Origin of the sequence: Streptomyces sp. NPDC050743 (genome assembly GCF_044456925.1) — a bacterium.
GTDB lineage: Bacteria > Actinomycetota > Actinomycetes > Streptomycetales > Streptomycetaceae > Streptomyces.
The window spans coordinates 23365-47240 of the sequence record NZ_JBITGJ010000038.1 but is presented as its reverse complement, the minus strand read 5'-3'; the positions used below and the strand labels follow the sequence as shown (position 1 = coordinate 47240).

Sequence of the window (23876 nt, the reverse complement as noted above, 5' to 3'; positions counted from 1 at the left end):
CCGGCGCCTCGCTCGCGTCCTCAGCTGAGCCCCGCCGCCCGGGCACGCTCCACCGCCGGGCCGATCGCCTTGGCGACCGCCTCGACGTCCGCCTCCGTGGAGGTGTGGCCGAGGGAGAAGCGCAGGGTGCCGCGGGCCAGGTCCGGGTCGGTGCCGGTGGCGAGCAGGACATGGCTGGGCTGGGCGACGCCCGCGGTGCAGGCGGAACCGGTCGAGCACTCGATGCCCTGGGCGTCCAGCAGGAGCAGCAGGGAATCGCCCTCGCAGCCGGGGAAGGTGAAGTGCGCGTTGGCCGGCAGGCGGCCCTCCGCCGCCGGGTCGCCGCCGAGGATCGCGTCCGGGACGGCGCCGCGGACGGCCGCGATCAGCTGGTCGCGCAGCGCGCCGATCTCCCTGGCGAACCACTCCCGCCGCTCGGTGGCGAGCCGTCCGGCGACGGCGAAGGAGGCGATGGCGGGCACGTCGAGGGTGCCGGAGCGCACATGCCGCTCCTGACCGCCGCCGTGCAGGACGGGTACGGGGGTCTGGTCGCGGCCCAGCAGCAGGGCGCCGATGCCGTACGGGCCGCCGATCTTGTGGCCGGAGACGGTCATCGCGGCGAGGCCGGAGGCGGCGAAGTCGACCGGGACCTGACCGAAGGCCTGGACCGCGTCGGCGTGCATGGGGATGCCGAACTCGGCGGCCGCCTCGGCGAGTTCACGGACCGGCAGGATCGTGCCGATCTCGTTGTTGGCCCACATCACGGTGACCAGGGCGACGTCGTCGGGGTTGCGGGCGATGGCCTCGCGCAGGGCGTCGGGGTGGACGCGGCCGTAGGAGTCGACGGGGAGGTACTCGATCGTCGCGCCCTCGCGCTCGCCGAGCCAGTGGACGGCGTCGAGGACGGCGTGGTGTTCGACGGGGCTGGCCAGGACGCGGGTGCGGGCCGGGTGGGCGTCGCGGCGGGACCAGTACAGGCCCTTCACCGCGAGGTTGTCGGCCTCGGTGCCGCCCGAGGTGAAGACGACCTCGCTGGGGCGGGCGCCGAGCGCTTCGGCGAGGGTTTCGCGGGATTCCTCGACCGTGCGGCGCGCCTGCCGGCCGGATGCATGGAGTGAGGAGGCGTTGCCCGTGATGCTCAACTGGGCGGACAGGGCCTCTGCCGCCTCCGGGAGCATCGGGGTTGTCGCGGCGTGGTCGAGGTAAGCCATGGTGCCCTGATTCTACGGCCCCCTCGCAGTCGACTTCGGCCGTGCGCCCTTCGCCGGCCGCACCCGGGGGCCTGATGGCGAGGCGCCCCGCCCTGGGCTTGCCGTGCGCCCTGCCCACGGCGGTGGCGGGCCCCACGGCGAGCGCGACGGTGCCAGTGGCGGCGGGCCCAGTCTCCCACGGCGAGAACAGCGATGGCCGAGGCGGGGCGGCTACCCCACGGCGGTATCAGTGCTGGCCGGGGCGGCTGGCCGGCGGTGGGAACAGGGCCGCGGCGGCAAATCGCTGACTGGCGGCGTGAACCGCGTGGTGTTCGTGGTTCGGCCGGTGGCCCCGTCGTCCTCGGGGCCCTGGCCGGTCAGGGGGTGGTTCGGTGGGTCACAGGCTCCACGACAGGGTGTGGGAGACCTGCATGGCGATCACCAGGACGGCCAGGTCGGCCACGCCCAGGGTCAGGCCCAGGAGGGCCCGGCCACGGCGGGTGGTGCCGCGCCAGAGGGCGACGGCGGCCAGGACGATGGCGATCGGGCCGAGGAAGATGTTGAGGACGAGCAGGCCGAGAAGGCCCAGGATGAAGGACGCCACGGCCATGCCGTCGGCGTCGCGCGCGGCCGGGCGGGTGTCGCTGCCGCTCGTGACCGGTGCGGTGAGTTGCATGGTGCTCAGCTCCTGGAAGTCGTGGCGGACGGTCAGTTGGCCGGCGTACGGCGCCGGCGGCCGAGCCGCTCGCGGATCGCGAAAACGCCGAGCCAGACGGCGATGACGGCGGCGATGGCGGCGGTGACGGTCAGCGGTGCGTGGGCCACGGTGCCCAGCACGACACCGAGCAGCATGAGTGCGGCGACGAGGAACAGCATGGGATCGGATCCCCCCTCCTAGATACCTCGTATCGGGCCGGTGTGAAGTTTCGGTGAACAGTTGTAGTAACAGTTGTTCACTGACTTCTACTGTAGCGCGCTTCCCGGCTTCCCAATTCCAGAGAACAGTTGTTAACTGGATGACATGAGTCACACCCTCGGCATCCGGCAGGCGCAGAAGCAGAAGACCCGGCAGGCGTTCCTCGACGCCGCGCTCGCGCTGCTGGAGGAGCAGAGCCTGAGCAGCCTGGGTCTGCGTGAGGTCACCCGGGCCGTCGGCGTCGCGCCGACCGCGTTCTACCGGCACTTCCGCTCGACCGCCGACCTCGGTGTGGCGCTGGTCGACGAGGCGCTGGGCAGCCTGCACCCGATGGTGCGGACGACGGTGTCCACGGCGGGCGGCAGCGAGGAGCGCATCACGCGCGCCATCGAGCTGATCGCCCGTCACGTGGACGAGTACCCCGCACATGTCCGGTTCATCGCCCGGGAACGGCATGGCGGTGTGCAGCCGGTGCGGGAGGCCATCCGGGCCCAACTGGTCCGGTTCGCCGAGGAGGTGAAGGCCGAGCTGGCCAAGGACACCGAGGCCGCGGGCTGGAGCGACGACGACCTGCTGATGCTGGCGCACCTCTACGTCGACCAGATGCTGATCACGGCCTCGCTGTTCCTGGAGGCCCTGGAGGCGCCGGCGGAGGAGCGCGAGCGCGTCACCCAGCTCGCCACCCGGCAGCTGCGGCTCATCTCCATCGGCCGCGGCCACTGGCTGGACTGAGCCGCCCCGGGCAGAGGGCAGGGGCGGCACGCCCGGTGCGCGCCGCCCCTTTCGCCGTACGCCCCTGCCCTTTCGCCGTACGCCCCGCCCTTCGGGCGTACGACCCCGGTCCCGCCCTGACTCAGCCCTGCTGAGCCTGCCCGCCGGGCTGCCCCGCGACCTGTCCCCCGGCCTGTCCCCCGGCCGGACCGCCACAGCCGCCGCCGGGACCGCCCTGGCCGCCGGGCGCGCCGCTCGGCATGCCCAAGGGCGCACCGCTGGGTGTGCCGGTCGGCCGCACGGTGGACGCGCCCGACGGCGCACCCGAAGGCGCGCCGGACGGCATCCCGCTCGGCCGGCGGCCGGCACCGCCGGTGGGCATGCCGGACGGCGCCTGACAGGCCTGCTGCCGGCTGGAGTCGCCGCCGGAGGAGGTGGACGAGTCGCCCGAGCCGCAGGCGGTCAGCAGCAGCGGGGACAGCGCCAGCAGGGCGACGGCCGGGACGAGACGGGCACGCTTCATGAGGGTCAGCTCCGATGAGGATGAGGAAGTCCTGAGGAGCCGCACTCAACCAACGCCGCCTTGGCGGTACTTGGGCTCGTCCTGTCCGCCGGCTGTCAATCCCGGGGCAAGGGGCCCTCCTGGTACAAGGCCGTGACAGAACGGGCCGCCGCCAGCAGCTCCGCGCGGGCCTCGGGCGGGTCCAGCAGCTCCACCTGGTCCGAGAAGGCGAGGAGTTGGCGGACCGCGCGCCGCACCGGGAAGGTCAGCCGGGCCGTGACCCAGTCGCTCTCCCCGTCGTCGTCGGGGAGTTCGGTGAGCTGCGCCGCCATCACGCGCTGGAACATGTCGAGGCGCGCCCGCCGCACCCGGACCGTGACGTCGATCCCGTCCTCGGGCCGGTCCTCCACCTGGCGGCGCAGCACCTCCCAGACGTCGGCGAGTTCGACGCCCGGCCGGCGCCGCACCGGCTCGTCGAGCGGCCGGGCCGAACGGATCCGGTCGGCCCGGAACAGCCGGGGCGCTCCCCGCCGGTCGGCGACCAGGTACCAGACCCCGGCCTTGGCGACCAGGCCGTACGGGTCCACGGTGTACGTCCGCGGCTCCCGATCCCCGCTGTGCCGGTAGCGCAGCCTAAGACGCCGGTCGGCGAAGACCGCGTCCTGCAGGACCTCCAGGTCGACGGCCTGCCGGGGCCCGCTCTTCCAGCGGGTGGCGTCGACCAGGATCCGGCGGCTGGTCACCTCGGCGGCGGGCCGGTGCGGCGCGGGCAGCGCGGCCATCACCTTGCGCAGGGCGGAGCCTAGGGCCGCGTCGAGGCCGAGCGCGGCGTGGGCGCCCTGGGCGGCCAGGATGAACAGGGCGCGGGACTCGTCGGCGGTCAGTCCGGTGACGTCGGTGCGGAAGCCGGCGAGCAGTTCGATGCCGCCGTGCCGGCCGCGCTCGGCGTACACCGGGACGCCGGAGGCGGACAGCGCCTCGACGTCCCGGTAGATGGTGCGGACCGACACCTCCAGCCGGTCGGCGAGTTCGTGCGCGGGGACACGGCCCCGGGTCTGCAGGAGCAGCAGGATCGACAGCAGCCGGTCGGACTTCACGCGCTCAGAATCCCGCCCTCGGCGAGCTTCTCGCAAATGTTGACGGGGGATGTCAGGTTATCCCGCGATCCTCTTCCCACCGGCTCGCGAAGACGCCCTCCCGAGTCGCGTCATACACAGAGAGGCACACCATGACCACCACCGCTTTCACCGACCCGCGCCCCGTCTACGCCCGTGCCACCGAGCAGGCGGCGGCCCTCATCAAGACCGTGCGACCCGAGGACCTCACCGGTCCGACCCCCTGTTCCGAGTTCGACGTACGGGCCCTGCTGGGCCACATCGTCGGCGGCACCCGGCGGATCGCGGTGGTCGGGGAGGGCGGCGACGGAACGGCGGTGGAGCCGACCGCTCCCGGGGTCCCGGACGACGGCTGGGCGGCGGCCTACGACGAGGTACGCGTCCGCGTCCTGAAGGCCTGGGAGAGCGACGAGCGGATGACGTCCCCGGTGCGGGTGCCGTGGGGCGAGGTGCCGGGCCACGGGGCGCTCTCCGGCTATGTCATGGAGCTCGTGACCCACACCTGGGACCTCGCCGAGTCCCTCGGTCACCCGCTCGAACTCGACCCGGAGCTCGCCGAGTTCGCCCTCGCCACCGCGCGCAAGGTCCTGCCGGACTCCCGGCCGCGGGACGCCGAGACGCCCTTCGACACCCGCCGCGAGGCCCCCACGGGCGCCGACGCCTACGGGGAACTGGCGGCCTGGCTGGGCCGCACCCCGCTCAGCCGAGCCTGAGTGCGGCCCCGCACCACCGCAGTCGCGGGCGCGGGACTGTGTCGATGTGCGGCTCCGCCGCGTGGGCGCGACCAGCCACAACGCGCCCGGCACCCGGAAGACGGCCGGCGGCCGCACCCGCCTTCACGCGGGCGCCTGCGGCCGCCCGACGCGGACCCGGGCCCGATCCGGCCGAACCGCCGGTGACGTGCGTCAGCCGAGCCTCACCCTGGCGAGCTGGCGGGACTGGGCGACCAGGTGATCGTGGGTGTCCCAGACCTCGGCGTCCTCCTCCAGGAAGCCGCCGGCCAGGTTGCGGGTGGTGATGGACACCCGCAGCGGGCCGGGGGCCGGGCGGCGGCGGACGTGGACGGTGAGTTCCACGGTGGGGACCCAGCCCTTGAGGCCGAGTTCGAAGGCCGTGGGCGGCAGGGCGTCCACCGCCAGCAGCAGGGACAGGGGGTCGGGGTCGCGGCCGTCGGCCAGGCCGAACCAGGCGCGCATCTCTCCCTTGCCGGAGGGGGCGCCGAGGGCCCAGCCGAGGGTGGTCGGGTCCAGCTTGAGCATCAGGCGGCCGGCGATGGCCGAGCTGCCGTCGACCGGGGCGGGGCCGTCCTCGGGTCCGAAGCACTGGTCCACGGGAGGGATCGGCGGCGGTGTCGCCGTCGTACGGACGTCGTCGGGGAGGGCGGTGAGGTCGCCGTAGGAGGCGAGGACGCGGATGCGTTCGACCTCGTTGCCCTCGTCGTCGTACTGGTACAGGGACGCCTGGCCGGTGGACAGGGTGCGGCCGGTGCGGACCGTCTCGGTGCGGACGACCGCCGGGCCGGGCTGGGAGGCGGTCAGGTAGTGCGCGGAGATGGTGAAGGGGTCCGGGTGCGGGAGCGTGTCCGCGAGGGCCCGGCCCAGCACGGCCAGCAGATACCCGCCGTTGACGGCGTTGATGATGGTCCAGCCGGCGGAGAGGTCGATGTCGTAGACACCGGGTTCGCGCCGGCTGACCGCGGTGTCGCGGTCGAACTCGCTGTCGCCGATCACGGCCCGCGACGGGGAGGGTGCGGAAGCTGCTTCTGGCATGGATGAACGGTACAACAAGAAACTACTAAGCGGTAGCTTTTCTGCTTCCATCAGCCGTTCCGCCGGGATGGCTCCGCCTCCCGGGTGAGGTTCCGGCAATTTCTAAGTAAGTGTCCGGACACGTCCACAACCCAGGGTCGCGGTTCTCCCTCTATGGGGACATGAGCCTCACCGGGACTCCGTTCCTCTACACGACCATCGTGCTGGCCGTGGTCGCACTGATACTGCCGCTCGTCCTGTGGTCGCGGGTGCGCGGGCCCAAGCCCCTGCGCACCTCGGCCCGGCTGCTGATGCTCCTGTTCGCCCAGGGCACCGCCGTCACGCTGATCTTCGTGCTGGTCAACAACCAGAACAACCTGTACGACAACTGGGCCGACCTGCTCGGCACCGGCAACCACGTCCAGCAGGCCCAGGACCTGGGCAGCGACGGGACCGGCGGAATAGCGGTGAAACGGTTGCCCAAGGTCAGGCAGACCTTCACGGCGGCCGACGGTCCCGGCATGCACGCGGCCGGCGGAGTGCGGGTCACCCAGCTCAGGGGCCGGGTCTCCGGTGTGAACGCCGAGGTCTACGTCTGGCTGCCGCCGCAGTACGACGAGCCTGCCTACCGCAACAAGAGGTTCCCGGTGGTGGAACTGCTGCCCGGCTATCCCGGTTCGGCGAAGGCGTGGTTCGGGGCGATGAAGGCCCATGAGCAGCTGCTGCCGCTGATGAGGAGCGGGCAGGTGGCGCCCTTCATCCTGGTCGCCCCGCGCACCAACCTGCTGGCCGGCGTGGACACCGGCTGCGCGAACATCCCCGGACAGGTCAACGCCGACACCTGGCTCAGCATCGACGTGCCGAAGATGGTCATGGACAACTTCCGGGCCCAGCCGGCGCCGCAGGGCTGGGCCGTCGCCGGCTACTCGGCGGGGGCGCACTGCGCGGTCAAGCTGGCCGTGGCCCACCCGGACCGCTACCGGGCCGCCGTGAGCCTGTCCGGCTACAACGACCCGATCGGCGAGCGCAACTCCCTCGCCTCGCAGACCCCTGCCCTGCGCAGCGAGAACAACCCCTACCTGCTGCTGAAGAAGGCCGCGGTGCCGCCCCGGATCGCGCTCTACATCTCCGGTGAGTCCGGTGACGGCTATCAGGCGGGCGTGGCCCTGCAGGCCATCGCCAAGGCGCCCACGACCGTGCACGTGGTGTTCCTGCCGCGCAGCGCGGGCGGCCACAACATGGCGCTGTGGCGGCCCCAGGTCGACACGGTGTTCCGCTGGCTGACCCTGCAGATGGGCCAGAACCACGCCAGGGGCCAGGACCGGTCTCTTACCGGAACCACCGGTGCCCTTACCGGCGACGCCGCCGGAACCACCGGAACCGGAACCACCGGGACTACTCCTCGGTCACCGTTGACCGGCGGTTCCACGCGCGCGGCGCTCGCCAGTGGAACCGCATCGCGAGCAGGCGCAGCGCAAAAGCGGTGACGGCCGCGAGCCCACTGGTGAGGGGGGTCAGGACGTCGTAGCGGATGCACAGCACCACCATCGTGGCGCCGACGATCGCTGGGACCGCGTACAGGTCGCGGTCCCAGCGCAGCAGTGAGGGCACCTCGTTGGCGAGCACGTCCCGCAGGACACCGCCGCCGACGGCGGTGGCGAGGCCCAGGGTCGCCGACGCGGTCAGGTTGAGGCCGTAGCTGTACGCCTTCGTCGTACCGCTGACGCAGAACAGGCCGAGGCCGGCCGCGTCGAAGACCAGCACCGCCACCTGGATGCGTTCCACGTGCGGGTGCAGGAAGAAGACGACGAGCGCGGCGAGCAGCGGGGTCAGGAAGTACCCGAGGTCGGTGAAGGCGGCCGGGGGAACGGCCCCGATGACCACGTCGCGGAACAGTCCCCCGCCCAGCGCGGTGACCTCGGCGAGCACGGCGATGCCGAAGATGTCGAAGTTCTTCCGGACGGCCAGCAGCGCGCCGGAGATCGCGAACACGAAGATGCCGATGACATCGAGCGTGTGCTGGACGGAGGGACTGAAGAGTTGCTGGAGCTGCACCCCTACATTCTCGCCTGTCGAAGGGTGTGAACCTTACAAAGGCAGGTCACAGGGCGGGTTTCCCTGTGGTGAACAGCCAGGTGCGGAAGAGGTCGCCCAGTTTCTGTCCGCTGACGCGCTCGGCGAGGCGGATGAAGTCGGCGGTGTCCGCGTTGCCGTACCGGTGCAGCCCGGTCCAGGCGGGCAGCAGTCGGAAGAAGGCCCGGTCGCCGATCCGCTCCCGGAGCATCTGCAGCGTCATCGCGCCGCGCTGGTAGACGGCGGAGGCGAACATCGTGTCGCGCTGCGGGTCGGCGACCTCGGTCTGCCAGAAGGACGAGTCGGCGGGGCGGGCGTCGTAGGCGGCGCGGAAGGAGTCGTGCGCCGACCTGGTCCCCTGGTGCTCCGCCCACAGCCACTGGGCGTAGGTGGCGAAGCCCTCGTTGAGCCAGATGTCCTTCCACCGCGCCACGCTCACCGAGTCGCCGAACCACTGGTGGGCCAGCTCGTGCACGATGGTGGTCTCGCTGCGCACGGCCGAGTAGGCGGGCTTACTCTGCACCTCCAGCGAGAACCCGGCCTCGGGCATGTCGTCCACGATCGCGCCGGTCTCCTCGAACGGGTACGGCCCGAAGACCTGCGACCAGTAGTCGGTGGCGGCGGCGGTGACGGCGTACACGTCGACGCTGTTGCCGTCCTTCAGCACCGGGTCGATCGCGACGTAGACCGGGATACCGCCGGGGGTCCGTCCGGTGCGCACGTCGAACTTCCCGACGGTGGCCGAGGCGAGGTAGGTCGCCATCGGCCTCGACTCGCGCCAGTGGGTGTACGTCGAGCCGCCCTTGTCGTACGTCGAGACCAGCCGGCCGTTGGAGACGCCCGTCAGGCCCTTCGGCGCCTTGATCCGGATGTCGTAGGTGGCCTTGTCGGCGGGGTGGTCGCTGGAGGGGAACCAGGTAGAGGCGGCGTTGGGCTCACAGGCGACGAAGACCCCGTCGGGGGTCTTCATCCAGCCGTACTTGGAGCCGAACACGATGGGCCCGCCGAGAGGTTGGGGTATGCCGCCGTAGGTGACGCTCACCCGGAAGGTGCGGCCCCGGGCGAGGGTGTGGCGCGGGGTGATGACGAGTTCGTCCCCGGTGCGCGTGAACTCGGCGCGCATGCCGTCGACTTCGACGCCGCTGACGTCCAGCTGCTGGAGGTCCAGGTCGAAGGAGGAGAGGTTCTGGGTGGCGCGCGCGGTGAGGGTCGTACGGCCGTCCAGGCGGCCGGTGTCGGGGGCGTAGGCGACGTCGAGGTCGTAGTGGAGGGCGTCGAAGCCGCCGTTGCCGAGGTTCGGGAAGTAGGGGTCCTCGATGCCGGGGGCGCCGGGGGTGGGCGCGGGCGCGGCGGCGATGACGAGGAAGGAGACCGCCGCGGTCGCGAGGGTCCCCAGACGTGCCGAACGGGAGAGTGCCATCAGTCGTCCCTTTCGAGCGTTCCGATCAGTGGTCGGACACGGACGACTCTGCGCTCTCCCGTTCAGGCATGTACATGACTTTGCCCAGTTGTCATGTGCTACTTGTCGGTTGACTCCTGGGACTCGGTCGCGGAGGCCTCGGGCTCCTCGGCGGACGCTTCGGCGGTCTCCGCCGGGGTCTCTTCGGAGGCCGGCTCGGCGGACGCTTCGGTGGTCTCCTCGGCAGCCGGCTCGGCGGTCTCCTCGGCCAGCTCCGCCGCCACCGCCGCCGACGTCTCGGCCGACTCCGCGAGGACCTCGTCGGCGACCAATTCGGCCGCCTCCTTCGCGGCGGTCAGCAGAACCGTGTCCTGCGGGGCCTGGTCCTCGAAGTTCTCCGGGTGGTGACAGGCGACCCGCTGACCGGGCCTCAGCTCCAGCAGCTGCGGCTCGGTGGTCCGGCAGATCTCCGTGGCCTTCCAGCACCGGGTGTGGAAGCGGCAGCCCGAGGGCGGCGAGATCGGCGAGGGCACGTCACCCTTGAGCAGGATGCGCTCGCTCTTCGCGTTCTTCCGCGCCGGGTCCGGGATCGGCACCGCCGACATCAGCGCCTTGGTGTACGGGTGCATCGGCGCCCTGTACAGCGAGTCCCGGTCGGCCAGCTCGACGATCTTGCCGAGGTACATCACCGCGATGCGGTCCGAGACGTGCCGGACGACCGAGAGGTCGTGCGCGATGATCACGTACGTCAGGCCGAGCTCCTCCTGGAGGTCGTCCATGAGGTTCACGACCTGCGCCTGGATCGACACGTCCAGCGCGGAGACCGGCTCGTCCGCGACGACCAGCTTCGGCTTCAGCGCGAGCGCGCGGGCGATGCCGATGCGCTGGCGCTGGCCGCCGGAGAACTCGTGCGGATAGCGGTTGTAGTGCTCGGGGTTGAGACCGACCACCGACAGCAGCCGCTGCACTTCCTTCTTGATGCCGCCCTCCGGCTCGACGCCCTGGAGCCGGAAGGGGGCCCCGACGATCGTGCCGATGGTGTGGCGCGGGTTCAGCGACGAGTACGGGTCCTGGAAGATCATCTGCACGTCGCGGCGCATGGGGCGCATGCCGCCCACGCCGAGGTGCGTGATGTCCTTGCCCTCGAACTCGACCGTTCCGGCGGTCGGCTCGAGCAGCCTGGTGATCAGCCGGCCCATCGTCGACTTGCCGCAGCCCGACTCGCCCACGACGCCGAGGGTCTCACCGGCCCTGACCTCGAAATCGAGGCCGTCGACCGCGCGTACCGCGCCGACCTGCCGCTGGAGCAGGCCCTTGCGGATCGGGAAGTGCTTCTGGAGCCCGGTCACCTTCAGCAGGGTCTCGCCGGGGGCAGCGTCCTTGTTGAGGGTGGCACCGTCGCTCTGCGCAGGGATGCTCACTGCTTTTTCGTCGCTCACAGCTTCGGCGCAATCTCTTCGGTCCAGATACGCTCCCGCTGCTCCTGCGTCATATGGCAGGCGGCCCAGTGCCGGCCGCCGACCTCGGTCAGCTCGGGGCGGACCGTGCGGGTGACGTTGTCCTTCGGGATGTCCGCGTACGGGCACCGGGGGTTGAAGGCGCAGCCGGACGGGATGTTGATCAGGGACGGCGGAGAGCCCTTGACCGGGATGAGGCGCTCCTGCTGCTCACGGTCGAGGCGCGGCATCGAGCCGAGCAGGCCCCAGGTGTAGGGGTGCCGGGGCTCGTAGAACACCTTCTCGGCCGGACCCCGCTCGACGCAGCGGCCGCCGTACATCACCAGGATGTCGTCGGCCAGTTCGGCGACGACGCCCAGGTCGTGGGTGATGATGATGACCGCGGAGCCGAACTCGTTCTGCAGATCGCGGATGAGGTCGAGGATCTGCGCCTGGACGGTCACGTCGAGGGCGGTGGTCGGCTCGTCCGCGATGAGCAGCTCGGGGTTGTTGACCAGCGACATCGCGATCATCGCGCGCTGCCGCATACCGCCGGAGAACTCGTGCGGGTAGCCGTCGACCCGCTTGTCCGGCTGCGGGATGCCCACCCGGTCGAGCATCTCGATCGCCCGCTTGCGGGCGGTCTTCTTGTCGACGTCGTGGTGGATGCGGTACGCCTCCACGATCTGCTGGCCGATCGTGTAGTACGGGTGCAGCGCGGACAGCGGGTCCTGGAAGATCATCGCCATGTCCCGGCCCCGCAGCTTGCGCACGTGGTCGGGGTCGGCGGTCAGCAGCTCGGTGCCGTTCAGCCAGATCTCGCCGGAAATCTGTGCCTTGCGCTTGCCGTACTGGCCGGCGGTGTGCAGGCCCATGATGCCGAGCGAGGTCACCGACTTGCCCGAGCCCGATTCGCCCACGATGCCGAGGGTCTTGCCCTTCTCCAGCTGGAAGCTGAGCCCGTCGACGGACTTGACCAGACCGTCGTCGGTCGGGAAGTGCACCTTCAGGTCGCGCACTTCGAGGAAGGAGGTCGGCGCGGGCGAACCGCTGGTGGGCTCGCCCACAGCAGCTCCGCTCTTGCTGAGTTCGGTCATGCGAGCCTCACTCGGGGGTCGATCACGGCGTACAGGACGTCCACCACGAGGTTGGCGATGAGCACCGCGAGGGAGGTGATCAGGGTGACGCCCAGAATGATGGGCAGGTCCTGGTTCTTGATGGCGCCCAGCACGGCCTGGCCGAGGCCGGGGATGCTGAACGTAGTCTCGGTGAGGATGGCGCCGCCGATGAGGGCGCCGAGGTCCATACCGAGCATGGTCAGGATCGGCGTCATGGTGGAGCGCATGGCGTGCTTGCCGATGACGACCTGCTCCTTGAGGCCCTTGGCGCGGGCGGTGCGGATGTAGTCCTCGCCGAGGATCTCCAGCATGGTGGCGCGGGTGATCCGGGCGTACATCGCCGCGTAGAGGAAGGCGAGGGTGATCCACGGCAGGATCATGCCGCCGAGATAGCCGCCCACGCTCTGGCTGAGCGGGACGTACTTGCCGTCGATCCAGCCCAGTCCGTAGCTGAAGATCGCCAGCGAGAGCAGACCGGTGAAGTAGATCGGCAGGGACACACCGCCGAGGGCGACGACCATCGCGCTGCGGTCCCACAGGCTGCCCCGCTTGAGCGCGGAGAGCACACCCGCGGCGACACCGAGGACCAGCCACAGCACGGCGGCACCGAGCGCGAGACCCAGGGTCACCGGGAAGCGGTCGGTCAGCACCGGCCAGACGGCCTGCTCGCTGCGGAAGGAGTAGCCGAAGCACGGCGCGGCGCAGTGGGTGACGTCACCGCCGGCCGCGTAGGTGCGGCCCACGAAGATGCCCTTGAAGAAGTGCCAGACCTGCGAGTAGATCGGGTCGCTCAGACCCAGCTTCTCGCGCACCGCCTCGACGGCGTGCGGGTCGGCCTGCTTGCCCACGAAGCTCGTGGCGATGTCCACGCCCGCCCACTTGGGGACGAGGAAGAAGATGCTGAAGACCACCAGGATGATGACCACCAGCATCACTGCGGCGGCGAACAGCCGCCTGATGAGGTAAGTGAGCACAGCTAACGGCCCGCCGCGGACCGCGGGCCACCGGAGGTTTTCCGGTGGCCCGCGGTCTCGCTGCGCCGGCCTTCACCTGCCTTTCGTGCCGTACGGCGGGTGTGCCGGTTTACTTCGTGGACTTCAGGCCGAGGTTGACGAAGTCGTAGTAACCGCTGTACGCGTTCGTCGTGTACACGTTGGCCAGACGCGAGGAGCGGATGTTGAGCAGCCGCTCGAAGGTGAAGGGCAGGTAGTACGCGCCCTCCATGACCTTGTGGTTGATCTGAGTGGCGATCTGGGTCTTGCCCGACTCGTCCAGCGTCTTGTTGTACTGGGTGAACAGGCCGTCGATCGTCTTGTCCTTGATCAGGGCGTAGTTGTTGTTACCGCTCTGCAGGATGTAGCTGCTGTCCCACAGCGGGATGCCGTAGCCCTGGACGGTCGGGAAGTCGGGGCCCCAACCCATGATGATGATGCCGAGCTTCTTCTTCGCCACGTTCGCGGGGGCGCCGATGATGCCCGGGCTCTGCGAGCCGTCGTACTGGTAGATGTCGGCGTTGATGCCGACCTTCTTCAGCGCGGCCTGCATCGACTCGGCGGTGGCCACTTCCTGCTGCTTGTTGTTGCGGACCGCGATGGTGGTCGAGAAGCCGTTCGGCTGACCGCAGGCCTTCAGCTCCTGCTTGGCCAGGTCGGCGTTGCCGTTCTTGTTGGCACCGGCGATCTGGTACGGGTCGTACTTCTGGCCCTCGCCACCCGCGATGGACGGCGGCAGCATGTTGGTGCCGATGTCACCACCGGCGACCGGGCCGCCGCGCGCGGTCTGGATCGACACGTGGTCGGTGGCGTAGATCACGGCCTTGCGGCAGTGGATGTTGTCGAACGGCTTGACGCTCTGCGGGAAGACCGCGTAGCGGATGAAGCCGGAGACCGGGTTGTCCAGGTTGTCCTTGTGCTCCTTGAGAGCGATCTGGCGGCCCTGCGGGCCCAGGCCGGTCTGGCCGGCGTCCAGGTCGTAGTCGCCGTTGATCAGGCGCTGGTCCATGTCGGCCTGGTTGGTCGAGATGTCGAGCGTGATCTTGTCCGGGTAGGCCTTGCGGACCGGGTCCGAGGAGGCCTTCCAGTTGGTGTTGCGGACCAGAACCAGGTTCTTGCCCGGGGCGTACGACTCGAACTTGTACGGGCCGGAGGAGAAGGGGTGCAGGCCGTACTTGGACTTGGTGTCCATGTCCTGGCGGACCGGGGAGGCCGTGACCATCGCCAGCACCTGGATGAAGTCGGAGTTGGCCGCCGGCAGGTGGAAGACGATCGTCTTGTTGTCGGGCGTGTCGATCGCCTTCAGACCCAGGTGGTCCGCGGACGTGTCCTTGTACGGGCCCTTGTAGGTGTTCTTGGGGTCGAGCATCTGCTGGAGGTAGACCGGGCCGCCGGACAGGACGTCCTGCGCCCAGGAGCGCTCGATGCCGTACTTGATGTCCTTGGAGGTGATCGGCTTGCCGTCCTCCCAGGTGATCCCGTCGCGCAGCGTGAACGTGTACGTCTTGCCGCCGTCGGTGACCTTACCCATGTCCGTGGCGAGGTCGGGCGTGAGCCCGGCGCCTGCAGCACCCGGCTCGGTCTTGTAGGTGACCAGCTGGCGGCTGTAGTAGCGCGAGAAGTCCCACATGAAGCCGTAGTAGCCGCGCGTGGTGTCCCAAGAGTCGGCGTCCTGGGCGCTGGCGAACTTCAGCGTGCCGCCCTTCTTGACCATCGAGGCCTGGGCGACCTTGTTGTTCGCAGCGTCGAAGCCGGCCGCGCCGTCTTTCGAACCGCTGCCGCCGTTGCCGCCGTTGCCTCCGCCGCACGCCGCCAAGGTCAACAGCGACGCGACCGCGGCGGCAGCGGCCATAGCCTGCTTGCGCCGCCCTGAGGTGCGTTGGGTAGTCACGATCTCGGATCCTCCGGAATTGATGAGAGAGTCCCCGTGCAGGTGCCACGGGACGCTTGAGTACGGCAGTTCAGCGGGAACCCTTGGGGTCCAGCGCATCGCGCACGCCGTCGCCGAAGAGGTTGAAGGCAAGAACGGTGATGAAGATCGCCAGACCCGGGATCACCATGTACATGGGGTCCGAGTCGTAGTAGTCGATCGCGGTCGAGAGCATCTGTCCCCAGGAGGACGTGGGCGGCTTGACGCCCACGCCCAGGAAGCTGAGCGCCGCCTCGGTGAGGATGTTGGTCGGGATCATCATCGTCGTGTACACGATGATCGGGGCGACCAGGTTGGGCAGGAGTTCCTTGAAAAGGATGTAGAACCGCCCGGCGCCGAGCGAACGAGCCGCCTCGACGTACTCGCGCTCACGCAGGGAGAGAGTCTGGCCGCGCACCACACGGCCGATGTACGGCCAGCCGAAGAAGCCGATGACCAGGATCATCACGAACACGCGCACGGCAGAGCCGCTCAGCCCCAGCATCTCGTTCGGCATGACCGAGACCAGCGCGATGATGAACAGCAGCTGCGGGAAGGCGAGCAGGCCGTCCATGACGCGGCTGATGACCGAGTCCACCCAGCCGCCGAAGAAGCCGGCCAGGATGCCGAGGATCGTGCCGATCACGACGGCGACCACCGCGGACAGGAAGCCGACCAGCAGCGAGATCTGGGCGCCGTAGAGGACGCGGGCGAGGATGTCGCGCCCGTTGACCGGTTCGACGCCGAGAAGGTGGTCGCCGCTGATGCCCCCCAGCGACCCCTTGGGCGTGGAGAACAGCGGGTCGATCAGGTCCTCGTGGTAGACGTCCGGGTCCTGCCCGATCAGGTGGGAGAGCACGGGCGCGAGCAGCGCGATCACGATGAGGAGGAGCACGACTATGCCGCCCGTAAGGGCCAGTTTGTCCCGCTTGAGGCGTTCCCAGGCGATCCGGCCCAGGGACCGGCCCTGAACGGCCTTCGCGTCGGCGGCCGCGACCGCCGCTTCCTGGGCCGCACCCGGGGCCGCTTCCGCAGTCGGCTCGTGCAATGGTGCCGTCATCTGGCAGGGACCCCTCTCAACCGGCGGTGGCCGGCCCGCGCTTGCCGCTGGTAGCGGCCTCAATCAGTCCGTCGTACACAGGGGCGAACCCCTTGAAGGGGGAGTCTTCAACGCTTGCGCGATCAGCCGCCAGCCTTGACGGGGAATGGATGCGCAACCGTGATGCAAGCAGGTGTTTCCTGTTATGCGGACAGGAAGTCGCGGGGACCGGACGAAGCCGGGCCGGACATACGGGTGCGCCGGAGGTCTTTACGGGCGATATCCCCAGGTCAGCAGCGTCAGTAGCCGCCGTGCACCGGTGGATAGCCGTAGCCTGCGGCCGGCGGCTGGGGCGCGGTCTGGAGCTGGGGCTGGGGCGGGACCGCGTGGGCCTCGCGGTCGTAGAACGGGCGGGCGCCGACCCGCATCCACATCACGACCGGGTCGTAGTCGTCGGTCATCGCGACCGTCGACACCGGAAGGCCCTCCGGGACCGCCCCGATGGACTGCTGCATCATCGCGCGCACCGAGTCGACCGCGGCCGGGGAGGTGTCGTACACGTCCAGGCCGATGGCCAGGTACGGCGCGCCGAGCGCCGGCTGCACCCAGGCGCGGCGCAGGGAGCGCAGGGCCGGGGTGCGGTGCGCGTTCTGCGCGAGGAGGGCGTAGAACTGGGGGATCTCGATGCCGGGTTCCGTCAGCCGGAGGGGGCCCGCGGGCTGGCGGTCCAGGCCGGTGGCGATGCGGCGCAGATCCAGCCAGGGGATGCCGACGCCGCCGCCCGGGGCGTGCGGGTTGAGCCAGAGGCCGTAGTGGTCGGGGTAGAGGGTGCGGGCCACGTCGAGGCCGTCGACGACCTCGTACGAGCGGTTCCAGCCGCTGGCCGAGAGCTCCTGGGCGGAGGTGACGCAGGGGGCGTACTGGAAGCCGTCGACCTCCATGTTCCCGTACTGGGCGTCCGGGGAGCCGGCCTGGCCGTGCCACAGGAGCATCCAGATCTGGCCGGAGGAGGGGGCGGCGAGGGCGCGGAGCAGGGCCTCATAGGCGTCGTAGCGGCCGGGGGTGACCTGGCGCAGCGCGTGTTCCACGCTGACGCTGCCGCTGTGGCTCGCGCTCACCTGTCGTGCCCTTCTCTTTTTGTGCCCCGGTGTCGGGAGACAGCTTATGCGCCTACCGGCCCGGGACCCTGGGTGTGTGCGCGGGTGCGGGTCGTGTGTGGCCGCCCGCGCCCCGCGGCGCGGCCGCACACAGCCTCGCGCCCTTCGAGATGCTTCAGTGGCCGTACTGATAGAAGGGGCGGACGTTCGCCTTCAGCCATTCGGCCACCGGGTCGTCCGTCACGTCCAGAAGGACCAGGTTGACCGGCCACTGCACCGGGATCTTTCCGAGAGCTTTGCCGAGGGCCTGCAGGGGGAGGCTGCGCAGGTCGCCCTCCCACTGGGAGAGCTCGACGCCCACGAACATCACCGGGTCGTCCGTCTCGATGGCGGCCAGGCAGCGGCGGGCGGTGCGGACCACGCCGGTCCCGGCGAACTCGGCGGACGCGGCGGAGAGGAAGTCGACCGGGTCGTCCTGCCAGTCGGGCTCGAAGAGCCGGACCCGGGCGCCGGTGTTCGGGCCGTCCAGCGGGGTACGGCCGATCCGGCACAGCTCGGCCACCGCCGCGGGCGGGAGCGGGATGCCGACCAAAGCGTCGGGGTTCACCGCGATGCCGATCTGCGGGGGCAGGCCGCGGGCGAACTCCACGGCGGGGGCGATGGTGTACGGCATGTGGGGGCCGGCCGCCTGGCGCAGCTGCTCCTCGGAGCTGAACACCGGGACGTACGCCTGGCCCTCGATGTCCAGCGAGGGCAGGTCGAGCGGGCCGCTGTCCGGACCGCCGCCGTTGGGCAGCGGGATCCAGAGCAGGCTCCGGCCCAGCACCTCGATGATCCGGCCGGCCGCCGCGGGCATGCCGAGGGAGGCCGAGAGCACCTCCTCCAGCTCGTTGCCGGGCCAGCCGCCGTGCGGCTGGGGGTGCGCCTGTGCCGGGAAGTCCGCGGGAATGTCCGCCGGGAAGTCCATCTGCCTACCGCCTGCTGGGAACCACTGCTGTGTCCATGAAGGCTAGCGGGTGGCTGCGACAGGGCCTCACCTTGTGAAGGTGATCCGTTGCAGGGCGTCCGCCGCCGGCCGGTCCAGCAGCACCGCCGCGCCGCAGCCCGCGGGCAGCTCGCCGCGCTCGACCGCGGCGAGCAGCCGGGCGGTCGTACGGCGGTGGCGGCGGAAGGCGTAGGCCGAGACGCCCCGGCCGCGCTCGCGCTGGCCCTCGCGCGCGGCCTCGGGGGTGACGTCGAGCAGGAGCAGATGGAGGGTGCCGCCCCGGCGGCGGGCCTCGCGGGCGAGCCAGGCGCGCACCCAGGGCTGGGTGCCGCAGTCGTGCACGACGACGCCCTCGCCGGTGCGCAGGGCGCGGCGCAGGCCGGCGTAGTGGGCGAGGCGGACCAGGGGGCGGTACAGGGCGTAGGGCAGGAGGCGGGGGGCGCGGGTGTCCCAGCGGTCGCGGGTGTCCTGGGAGTCGATGCGGCGGCCGGCTACCGCGCGGTGCATCAGGGTGGACTTGCCGCTGCCGGGCAGGCCGGTGATCACGACCAGGTCGCGGGGGCCGAAGAGCAGGGCGCGCGGGCCGCGGCCGGCCCGGTCGCGCAGGTCCCGGACGACCGCGGCCGGGGCACGGCGTTGCCTCGGCACCGCGATGCCGGTGGTGACGGTGGCGTACACCGGGGTCCTGTTCACCGTGATCGTCCTCCCCTGCCTGCTCGGTAATCTTCGTTCCCGCTGTGCGTAAAGAGAAGGTAATGGACGATGTCGCCGACGGGGTCCGGGTCGTGCCACAGGTCGGTTACAAAAGCCCGCTCGCCGTGCAATGATGTGGCCGCCAACTGCATACCGGCCGCTTGAATCCGCGCGGGAGAGTCCCCAGCAGCCTTCGCTGGGGCGCCGAAGGAGCAAGTCCCTCCCTTGAATCTCTCAGGCCCCGTTACCGCGCGGGCGAGGCACATCTGAAAAGCGGGCTGCGTCAGTGGCTCCACCCAAGGTGCAAGCCGTGATCGTCCCGGTGGCGGTCGTGGCGAACCTCTCAGGTTCCGATGACAGATGGGGAGGAAGTTCCTCGCCCTCCCCCACGCTCGGCTTCGCTCGTGCGGGGGGACCCCATGCTTCCTGGGAGACGACCGACCGATGAGCAGTACCGAACTCCGTCACACCGCGCTCGATGCCGTGCATCGCTCGCTCGGTGCGACGATGACCGACTTCGCCGGCTGGGACATGCCGCTGCGCTACGCCTCCGAGCGCGACGAGCACCTCGCCGTGCGCACGAAAGCGGGCCTCTTCGACCTCTCCCACATGGGCGAGATCACCGTCACCGGCGCCGAGGCCGCCGCCCTCCTCGACTACGCCCTGGTCGGCAACATCGCCTCCGTCGGCGTGGGCCGCGCCCGCTACACCATGATCTGCCAGGCCGACGGCGGCATCCTGGACGACCTGATCGTCTACCGGCTCGCCGAGACCGAGTACATGGTCGTCGCCAACGCCTCCAACGCACAGGTGGTGCTGGACGCGCTGACCGAGCGCGCCGCCGGCTTCGACGCCGAGGTGCGCGACGACCGGGACGCCTACGCGCTGATCGCCGTCCAGGGCCCGGAGTCCCCCGGCATCCTGAAGTCCCTCACCGACGCCGACCTGGACGGCCTGAAGTACTACGCCGGCCTGCCCGGCACGGTCGCCGGCGTCCCGGCCCTGATCGCCCGCACCGGATACACCGGCGAGGACGGCTTCGAGCTGTTCGTGAAGCCCGAGCACGCGGTCGAGCTGTGGCAGGCGCTGACCAAGGCCGGCGAGGGCGCCGGCCTGGTCCCGTGCGGCCTGTCCTGCCGGGACACCCTGCGCCTGGAGGCGGGCATGCCGCTGTACGGGCACGAGCTGACCACCTCGCTCACCCCGTTCGACGCCGGGCTCGGCCGGGTGGTGAAGTTCGAGAAGGAGGGCGACTTCGTCGGGCGCGAGGCGCTCACCGAGGCCGCCGCCAAGGCCGAGCAGAACCCGCCGCGCGTCCTCGTCGGCCTGATCGCCGAGGGCCGCCGGGTGCCGCGCGCCGGGTACGCCGTCGTCGCCGGCGGCGAGGTGATCGGCGAGGTCACCTCCGGCGCCCCCTCCCCCACCCTGGGCAAGCCGATCGCCATGGCCTACGTCGACGCGGCGCACGCGGCCGTGGGCACCCCGGGTGTCGGTGTGGACATTCGGGGTAGCCACGAGCCGTACCGCGTTGTGGCGCTGCCGTTCTACAAGCGCCAGAATTGAAGTTCTCTCCCTGCCGAAGCCGGGAGACTCTCCCCTGGATCGCTCCGGGGAGTTTGACAGGTCATGCCCGTCCGGCGACGACCCTCCCGGCCGCCGGAGCAAGTACGGGACTCGCTCAGGTCGTTGGGGACTTGGCTGTCGTCCCCGACGATGCGCTGAGCGTACCAAACACCGAGCGCGTTCCGTACCGGGATCGTAACCCTGTGCACATGACCTGTGCCCACCAGCACTTCCAGCAGTCCCCCCTTCATCAGCACTCCCGCGCGTACAGGAGAATTCAGGCCATGAGCAACCCCCAGCAGCTGCGCTACAGCAAGGAGCACGAGTGGCTGTCGGCCGCCGAGGACGGCGTCTCGACGGTCGGCATCACCGAGTTCGCGGCCAACGCGCTCGGCGATGTCGTCTACGCCCAGCTCCCCGAGGTCGGCTCCACGGTGACCGCGGGCGAGACCTGCGGCGAGCTGGAGTCCACCAAGTCGGTCTCCGACCTGTACTCGCCGGTCACCGGTGAGGTCACCGAGGTCAACGAGGACGTCGTCAACGACCCGTCGCTGGTGAACTCCGCCCCCTTCGAGGGCGGCTGGCTGTTCAAGGTGCGCGTCGCGGAGGAGCCGGCCGACCTGCTCTCCGCCGACGAGTACGCCGCCGAGACCGCCGGCTGAGGAGTCGTAGCCGTATGACCGTCCTGAACACGTCCCTGCACGAGCTGGACCCGGAGATCGCCGCCGCGGTCGACGCCGAGCTCGGCCGCCAGCAGTCCACGCTGGAGATGATCGCCTCCGAGAACTTCGCGCCGCTCGCGGTGATGGAGGCGCAGGGCTCCGTCCTCACCAACAAGTACGCCGAGGGCTACCCGGGCCGCCGCTACTACGGCGGCTGCGAGCACGTCGACGTCGCCGAGCAGATCGCCATCGACCGGGTCAAGGAGCTGTTCGGCGCCGAGTACGCCAACGTCCAGCCCCACTCCGGCGCCTCCGCCAACCAGGCGGCCCTGTTCGCGCTGGCCCAGCCCGGGGACACCATCCTCGGCCTGGACCTCGCCCACGGCGGCCACCTGACCCACGGCATGCGCCTGAACTTCTCCGGCAAGCAGTTCAACGTGGTCGCCTACCACGTGGACGCCGAGACCGGCCTGGTCGACATGGCCGAGGTCGAGCGGCTCGCCAAGGAACACCGCCCGAAGGTGATCATCGCCGGCTGGTCGGCGTACCCGCGTGAGCTGGACTTCGCCGCCTTCCGCCGGATCGCGGACGAGGTCGAGGCCTATCTGTGGGTCGACATGGCGCACTTCGCGGGCCTGGTCGCGGCCGGTCTGCACGCCAACCCGGTGCCCTACGCCGACGTGGTCACCTCCACCACGCACAAGACGCTGGGCGGTCCGCGCGGCGGCATCATCCTCGCCCGCGGCAAGGACTTCGCGAAGAAGCTGAACTCCGCCGTCTTCCCGGGCTTCCAGGGCGGCCCCCTGGAGCACGTGATCGCGGCCAAGGCCGTCTCCTTCAAGGTCGCCGCGAGCGAGGACTTCAAGGAGCGCCAGCGTCGTACAGTGGAGGGCGCCCGCATCCTGGCCGAGCGTCTGACGGCGGCCGACGCCCGCGAGGCCGGCGTGAACGTCCTGTCGGGCGGCACGGACGTGCACCTGATCCTGGTGGACCTGCGCGAGTCCGAGCTGGACGGGCAGCAGGCCGAGGACCGCCTCCACGAGGTCGGCATCACGGTCAACCGCAACGCGGTCCCGAACGACCCTCGCCCGCCGATGGTCACCTCGGGCCTCAGGATCGGTACGCCCGCCCTCGCCACCCGCGGCTTCACGGCCGAGGACTTCGCCGAGGTCGCGGACGTGATCGCCGAGGCGCTGAAGCCGTCCTACGACGCCGAGGCCCTCAAGGCGCGCGTGAAGGCGCTCGCCGACAAGCACCCGCTGTACCCGGGCCTGAACAAGTAGGTCCGGACAAGTAAGCCCCTGGTGGGGTACCCGACGGCAGACCGCCGGAGGGTGCCCCGCCACCCCCCGTCTTGAGGAGTGACCGTGGCCATCTCGGTCTTCGACCTGTTCTCGATCGGCATCGGCCCGTCCAGCTCCCACACGGTCGGCCCGATGCGCGCGGCGCGGATGTTCGCCCGCCGCCTGCGCAACGAAGGGCTGCTGGAAAAGACCGCCACCGTCCGGACGGAGCTGTACGGCTCCCTCGGCGCGACCGGGCACGGGCACGGCACCCCGAAGGCCGTCCTGCTCGGCCTGACCGGCGACTCGCCGCGCACGGTGGACGTGGAGACGGCGGACGCGCGCGTGGAGGCGATCAAGGCCGAGGGCCGGATCGGTCTCCTGGGCGAGCACCAGATCGCGTTCGACTTCGACAAGGATCTCGTGCTGCACCGCCGCAAGGCGCTGCCGTACCACGCCAACGGCATGACGCTCTGGGCGTACGACGCCTCGGGCGCGGAGCTGCTGTCGAAGACGTACTACTCGGTCGGCGGCGGCTTCGTCGTGGACGAGGACGCGGTCGGCGCGGACCGGATCAAGCTGGACGACACGGTCCTGAAGTACCCCTTCCGCACCGGCGACGAGCTCCTGCGCCTGACGAAGGAGACGGGCCTGTCGATCTCCTCCCTGATGCTGGAGAACGAGCGGGCCTGGCGCACGGAGGAGGAGATCCGCAGGGGTCTGCTGGAGATCTGGCGGGTGATGCGCGAGTGCGTCGGGCGCGGCATGTCCCGCGAGGGCATCCTGCCCGGCGGCCTGAAGGTGCGCCGCCGCGCGGCCGTCTCCGCCCGCCAGCTGCGCGCCGAGGGCGACGCGCTGGCCCACGCCATGGAGTGGATCACCCTCTACGCGATGGCGGTCAACGAGGAGAACGCGGCCGGCGGCCGGGTGGTGACCGCCCCCACGAACGGCGCGGCCGGCATCATCCCCGCCGTCCTGCACTACTACATCAACTTCGTCCCCGGCGCCGACGAGGACGGAGTGGTCCGCTTCCTGCTGGCCGCCGGCGCGATCGGCATGCTCTTCAAGGAGAACGCCTCCATCTCCGGCGCCGAGGTCGGCTGCCAGGGCGAGGTCGGCTCCGCCTGCTCGATGGCTGCGGGCGCGCTGGCCGAGGTCCTCGGCGGCTCCCCGGAGCAGGTCGAGAACGCGGCCGAGATCGGCATGGAGCACAACCTCGGCCTGACCTGCGACCCGGTCGGCGGCCTGGTCCAGATCCCGTGCATCGAGCGCAACGGCATGGCCGCGGTGAAGGCGGTCACCGCGGCCAAGATGGCCATGCGCGGCGACGGCTCCCACAAGGTGTCCCTGGACAAGGTCATCAAGACCATGAAGGACACCGGCGCGGACATGTCCGTCAAGTACAAGGAGACGGCCCGGGGCGGGCTGGCGGTGAACATCATCGAGTGCTAAGGGAGTCGATCCTG

General features: G+C 70.5%; 23 protein-coding genes and 1 riboswitch. Of the genes, 7 read left to right on the top strand and 16 right to left on the bottom strand.

The features are described 5' to 3' along the window. Positions 1-20: 20 nt before the first annotated feature. From ACIBJF_RS30025 to ACIBJF_RS30015, 3 genes are all read right to left on the bottom strand, one after another. On the bottom strand, positions 21-1190 hold the full coding sequence (locus tag ACIBJF_RS30025) for a cysteine desulfurase family protein (protein WP_399178348.1): 1170 nt from the start codon (positions 1188-1190) through the stop codon (positions 21-23). Positions 1191-1566: 376 nt separating this feature from the next. Further along, positions 1567-1845 carry a DUF4190 domain-containing protein gene (locus tag ACIBJF_RS30020; protein ID WP_399178346.1) on the bottom strand — a complete coding sequence of 93 codons (279 nt, stop codon included), beginning with the start codon at positions 1843-1845 and terminating at the stop codon, positions 1567-1569. Between the two features lie 32 nt (positions 1846-1877). Beyond that, entirely contained in the window at positions 1878-2045 is a 168-nt protein-coding gene (locus ACIBJF_RS30015; protein ID WP_351810329.1) for a hypothetical protein, read from the bottom strand. 145 nt (positions 2046-2190) lie between these two features. Between ACIBJF_RS30015 and ACIBJF_RS30010 the strand changes: the two genes are divergently transcribed. After that, the gene (locus ACIBJF_RS30010) at positions 2191-2817 is read left to right on the top strand and encodes a TetR family transcriptional regulator (RefSeq protein WP_356315322.1); all 627 of its coding nucleotides are present in this window, start codon (positions 2191-2193) and stop codon (positions 2815-2817) included. A 121-nt stretch (positions 2818-2938) separates the two neighbouring features. On the opposite strand, the gene ACIBJF_RS30005 is transcribed toward ACIBJF_RS30010, so the two are convergent. Continuing rightward, positions 2939-3319, bottom strand: coding sequence for a hypothetical protein (locus tag ACIBJF_RS30005; protein ID WP_399178343.1), 381 nt, complete (start codon positions 3317-3319; stop codon positions 2939-2941). A gap of 95 nt (positions 3320-3414) precedes the next feature. Continuing rightward, positions 3415-4395 carry a helix-turn-helix transcriptional regulator gene (locus tag ACIBJF_RS30000; protein ID WP_399178341.1) on the bottom strand — a complete coding sequence of 327 codons (981 nt, stop codon included), beginning with the start codon at positions 4393-4395 and terminating at the stop codon, positions 3415-3417. 131 nt (positions 4396-4526) lie between these two features. Here ACIBJF_RS30000 and ACIBJF_RS29995 point away from each other — a divergent pair, with 131 nt between their 5' ends. Further along, positions 4527-5126: a TIGR03086 family metal-binding protein gene (locus ACIBJF_RS29995; protein WP_399178339.1), complete on the top strand. Its 600-nt coding sequence runs from the start codon at positions 4527-4529 to the stop codon at positions 5124-5126. 192 nt (positions 5127-5318) lie between these two features. Here ACIBJF_RS29995 and ACIBJF_RS29990 read toward each other — a convergent pair whose 3' ends face one another. Next, positions 5319-6182 carry a thioesterase family protein gene (locus tag ACIBJF_RS29990; RefSeq protein WP_399178337.1) on the bottom strand — a complete coding sequence of 288 codons (864 nt, stop codon included), beginning with the start codon at positions 6180-6182 and terminating at the stop codon, positions 5319-5321. Positions 6183-6343: 161 nt separating this feature from the next. On the opposite strand from ACIBJF_RS29990, the gene ACIBJF_RS29985 reads away from it, so the two are divergent. Beyond that, positions 6344-7648, top strand: a complete 1305-nt coding sequence (locus tag ACIBJF_RS29985) for an alpha/beta hydrolase (RefSeq protein ID WP_399178336.1) — start codon at positions 6344-6346, stop codon at positions 7646-7648. On the opposite strand, the gene ACIBJF_RS29980 is transcribed toward ACIBJF_RS29985, so the two are convergent. The 10 genes from ACIBJF_RS29980 to ACIBJF_RS29935 all read right to left on the bottom strand — a co-directional run bounded on the left by ACIBJF_RS29980 (position 7557) and on the right by ACIBJF_RS29935 (position 18902). Beyond that, a complete protein-coding gene (locus ACIBJF_RS29980) occupies positions 7557-8216 on the bottom strand; it encodes a trimeric intracellular cation channel family protein (protein ID WP_399178334.1) in 660 nt (219 codons plus the stop codon). The genes ACIBJF_RS29985 and ACIBJF_RS29980 overlap by 92 nt on opposite strands. A gap of 46 nt (positions 8217-8262) precedes the next feature. Next, positions 8263-9654 carry a M1 family metallopeptidase gene (locus ACIBJF_RS29975; protein WP_399178332.1) on the bottom strand — a complete coding sequence of 464 codons (1392 nt, stop codon included), beginning with the start codon at positions 9652-9654 and terminating at the stop codon, positions 8263-8265. Between the two features lie 98 nt (positions 9655-9752). Next, on the bottom strand, positions 9753-11054 hold the full coding sequence (locus tag ACIBJF_RS29970) for an ABC transporter ATP-binding protein (RefSeq protein ID WP_399178330.1): 1302 nt from the start codon (positions 11052-11054) through the stop codon (positions 9753-9755). Between the two features lie 14 nt (positions 11055-11068). Continuing rightward, on the bottom strand, positions 11069-12166 hold the full coding sequence (locus ACIBJF_RS29965) for an ABC transporter ATP-binding protein (protein ID WP_399178328.1): 1098 nt from the start codon (positions 12164-12166) through the stop codon (positions 11069-11071). Continuing rightward, positions 12163-13161: an ABC transporter permease gene (locus ACIBJF_RS29960; protein WP_399178326.1), complete on the bottom strand. Its 999-nt coding sequence runs from the start codon at positions 13159-13161 to the stop codon at positions 12163-12165. Before ACIBJF_RS29960 ends, ACIBJF_RS29965 begins: the two co-directional genes overlap by 4 nt. 109 nt (positions 13162-13270) lie before the next feature. Beyond that, complete coding sequence (locus ACIBJF_RS29955) at positions 13271-15070, bottom strand: ABC transporter substrate-binding protein (protein WP_399178325.1); 1800 nt, start codon at positions 15068-15070, stop codon at positions 13271-13273. A gap of 70 nt (positions 15071-15140) precedes the next feature. Then, positions 15141-16148: an ABC transporter permease gene (locus ACIBJF_RS29950; RefSeq protein ID WP_399178323.1), complete on the bottom strand. Its 1008-nt coding sequence runs from the start codon at positions 16146-16148 to the stop codon at positions 15141-15143. Between the two features lie 278 nt (positions 16149-16426). Beyond that, positions 16427-17245, bottom strand: a complete 819-nt coding sequence (locus ACIBJF_RS29945) for an enhanced serine sensitivity protein SseB C-terminal domain-containing protein (protein ID WP_399178321.1) — start codon at positions 17243-17245, stop codon at positions 16427-16429. Between the two features lie 154 nt (positions 17246-17399). Continuing rightward, positions 17400-18191 (bottom strand): enhanced serine sensitivity protein SseB, encoded by a 792-nt coding sequence (locus ACIBJF_RS29940; protein WP_399178319.1) that lies wholly within the window; start codon positions 18189-18191, stop codon positions 17400-17402. Positions 18192-18257: 66 nt separating this feature from the next. Then, on the bottom strand, positions 18258-18902 hold the full coding sequence (locus ACIBJF_RS29935) for an AAA family ATPase (RefSeq protein WP_399178317.1): 645 nt from the start codon (positions 18900-18902) through the stop codon (positions 18258-18260). 162 nt (positions 18903-19064) lie between these two features. After that, positions 19065-19162: riboswitch (glycine riboswitch) on the top strand. Between the two features lie 184 nt (positions 19163-19346). Between ACIBJF_RS29935 and gcvT the strand changes: the two genes are divergently transcribed. From gcvT to ACIBJF_RS29915, 4 genes are all read left to right on the top strand, one after another. Continuing rightward, positions 19347-20465: a glycine cleavage system aminomethyltransferase GcvT gene (gene gcvT / locus ACIBJF_RS29930; RefSeq protein ID WP_399178315.1), complete on the top strand. Its 1119-nt coding sequence runs from the start codon at positions 19347-19349 to the stop codon at positions 20463-20465. 284 nt (positions 20466-20749) lie between these two features. Beyond that, the gene (gene gcvH / locus ACIBJF_RS29925; RefSeq protein WP_399178314.1) at positions 20750-21127 is read left to right on the top strand and encodes a glycine cleavage system protein GcvH; all 378 of its coding nucleotides are present in this window, start codon (positions 20750-20752) and stop codon (positions 21125-21127) included. Between the two features lie 14 nt (positions 21128-21141). Continuing rightward, the gene (gene glyA / locus ACIBJF_RS29920) at positions 21142-22410 is read left to right on the top strand and encodes a serine hydroxymethyltransferase (protein ID WP_365718283.1); all 1269 of its coding nucleotides are present in this window, start codon (positions 21142-21144) and stop codon (positions 22408-22410) included. A gap of 84 nt (positions 22411-22494) precedes the next feature. Next, a complete protein-coding gene (locus ACIBJF_RS29915) occupies positions 22495-23862 on the top strand; it encodes an L-serine ammonia-lyase (RefSeq protein ID WP_399178312.1) in 1368 nt (455 codons plus the stop codon). Positions 23863-23876 lie beyond the last annotated feature (14 nt).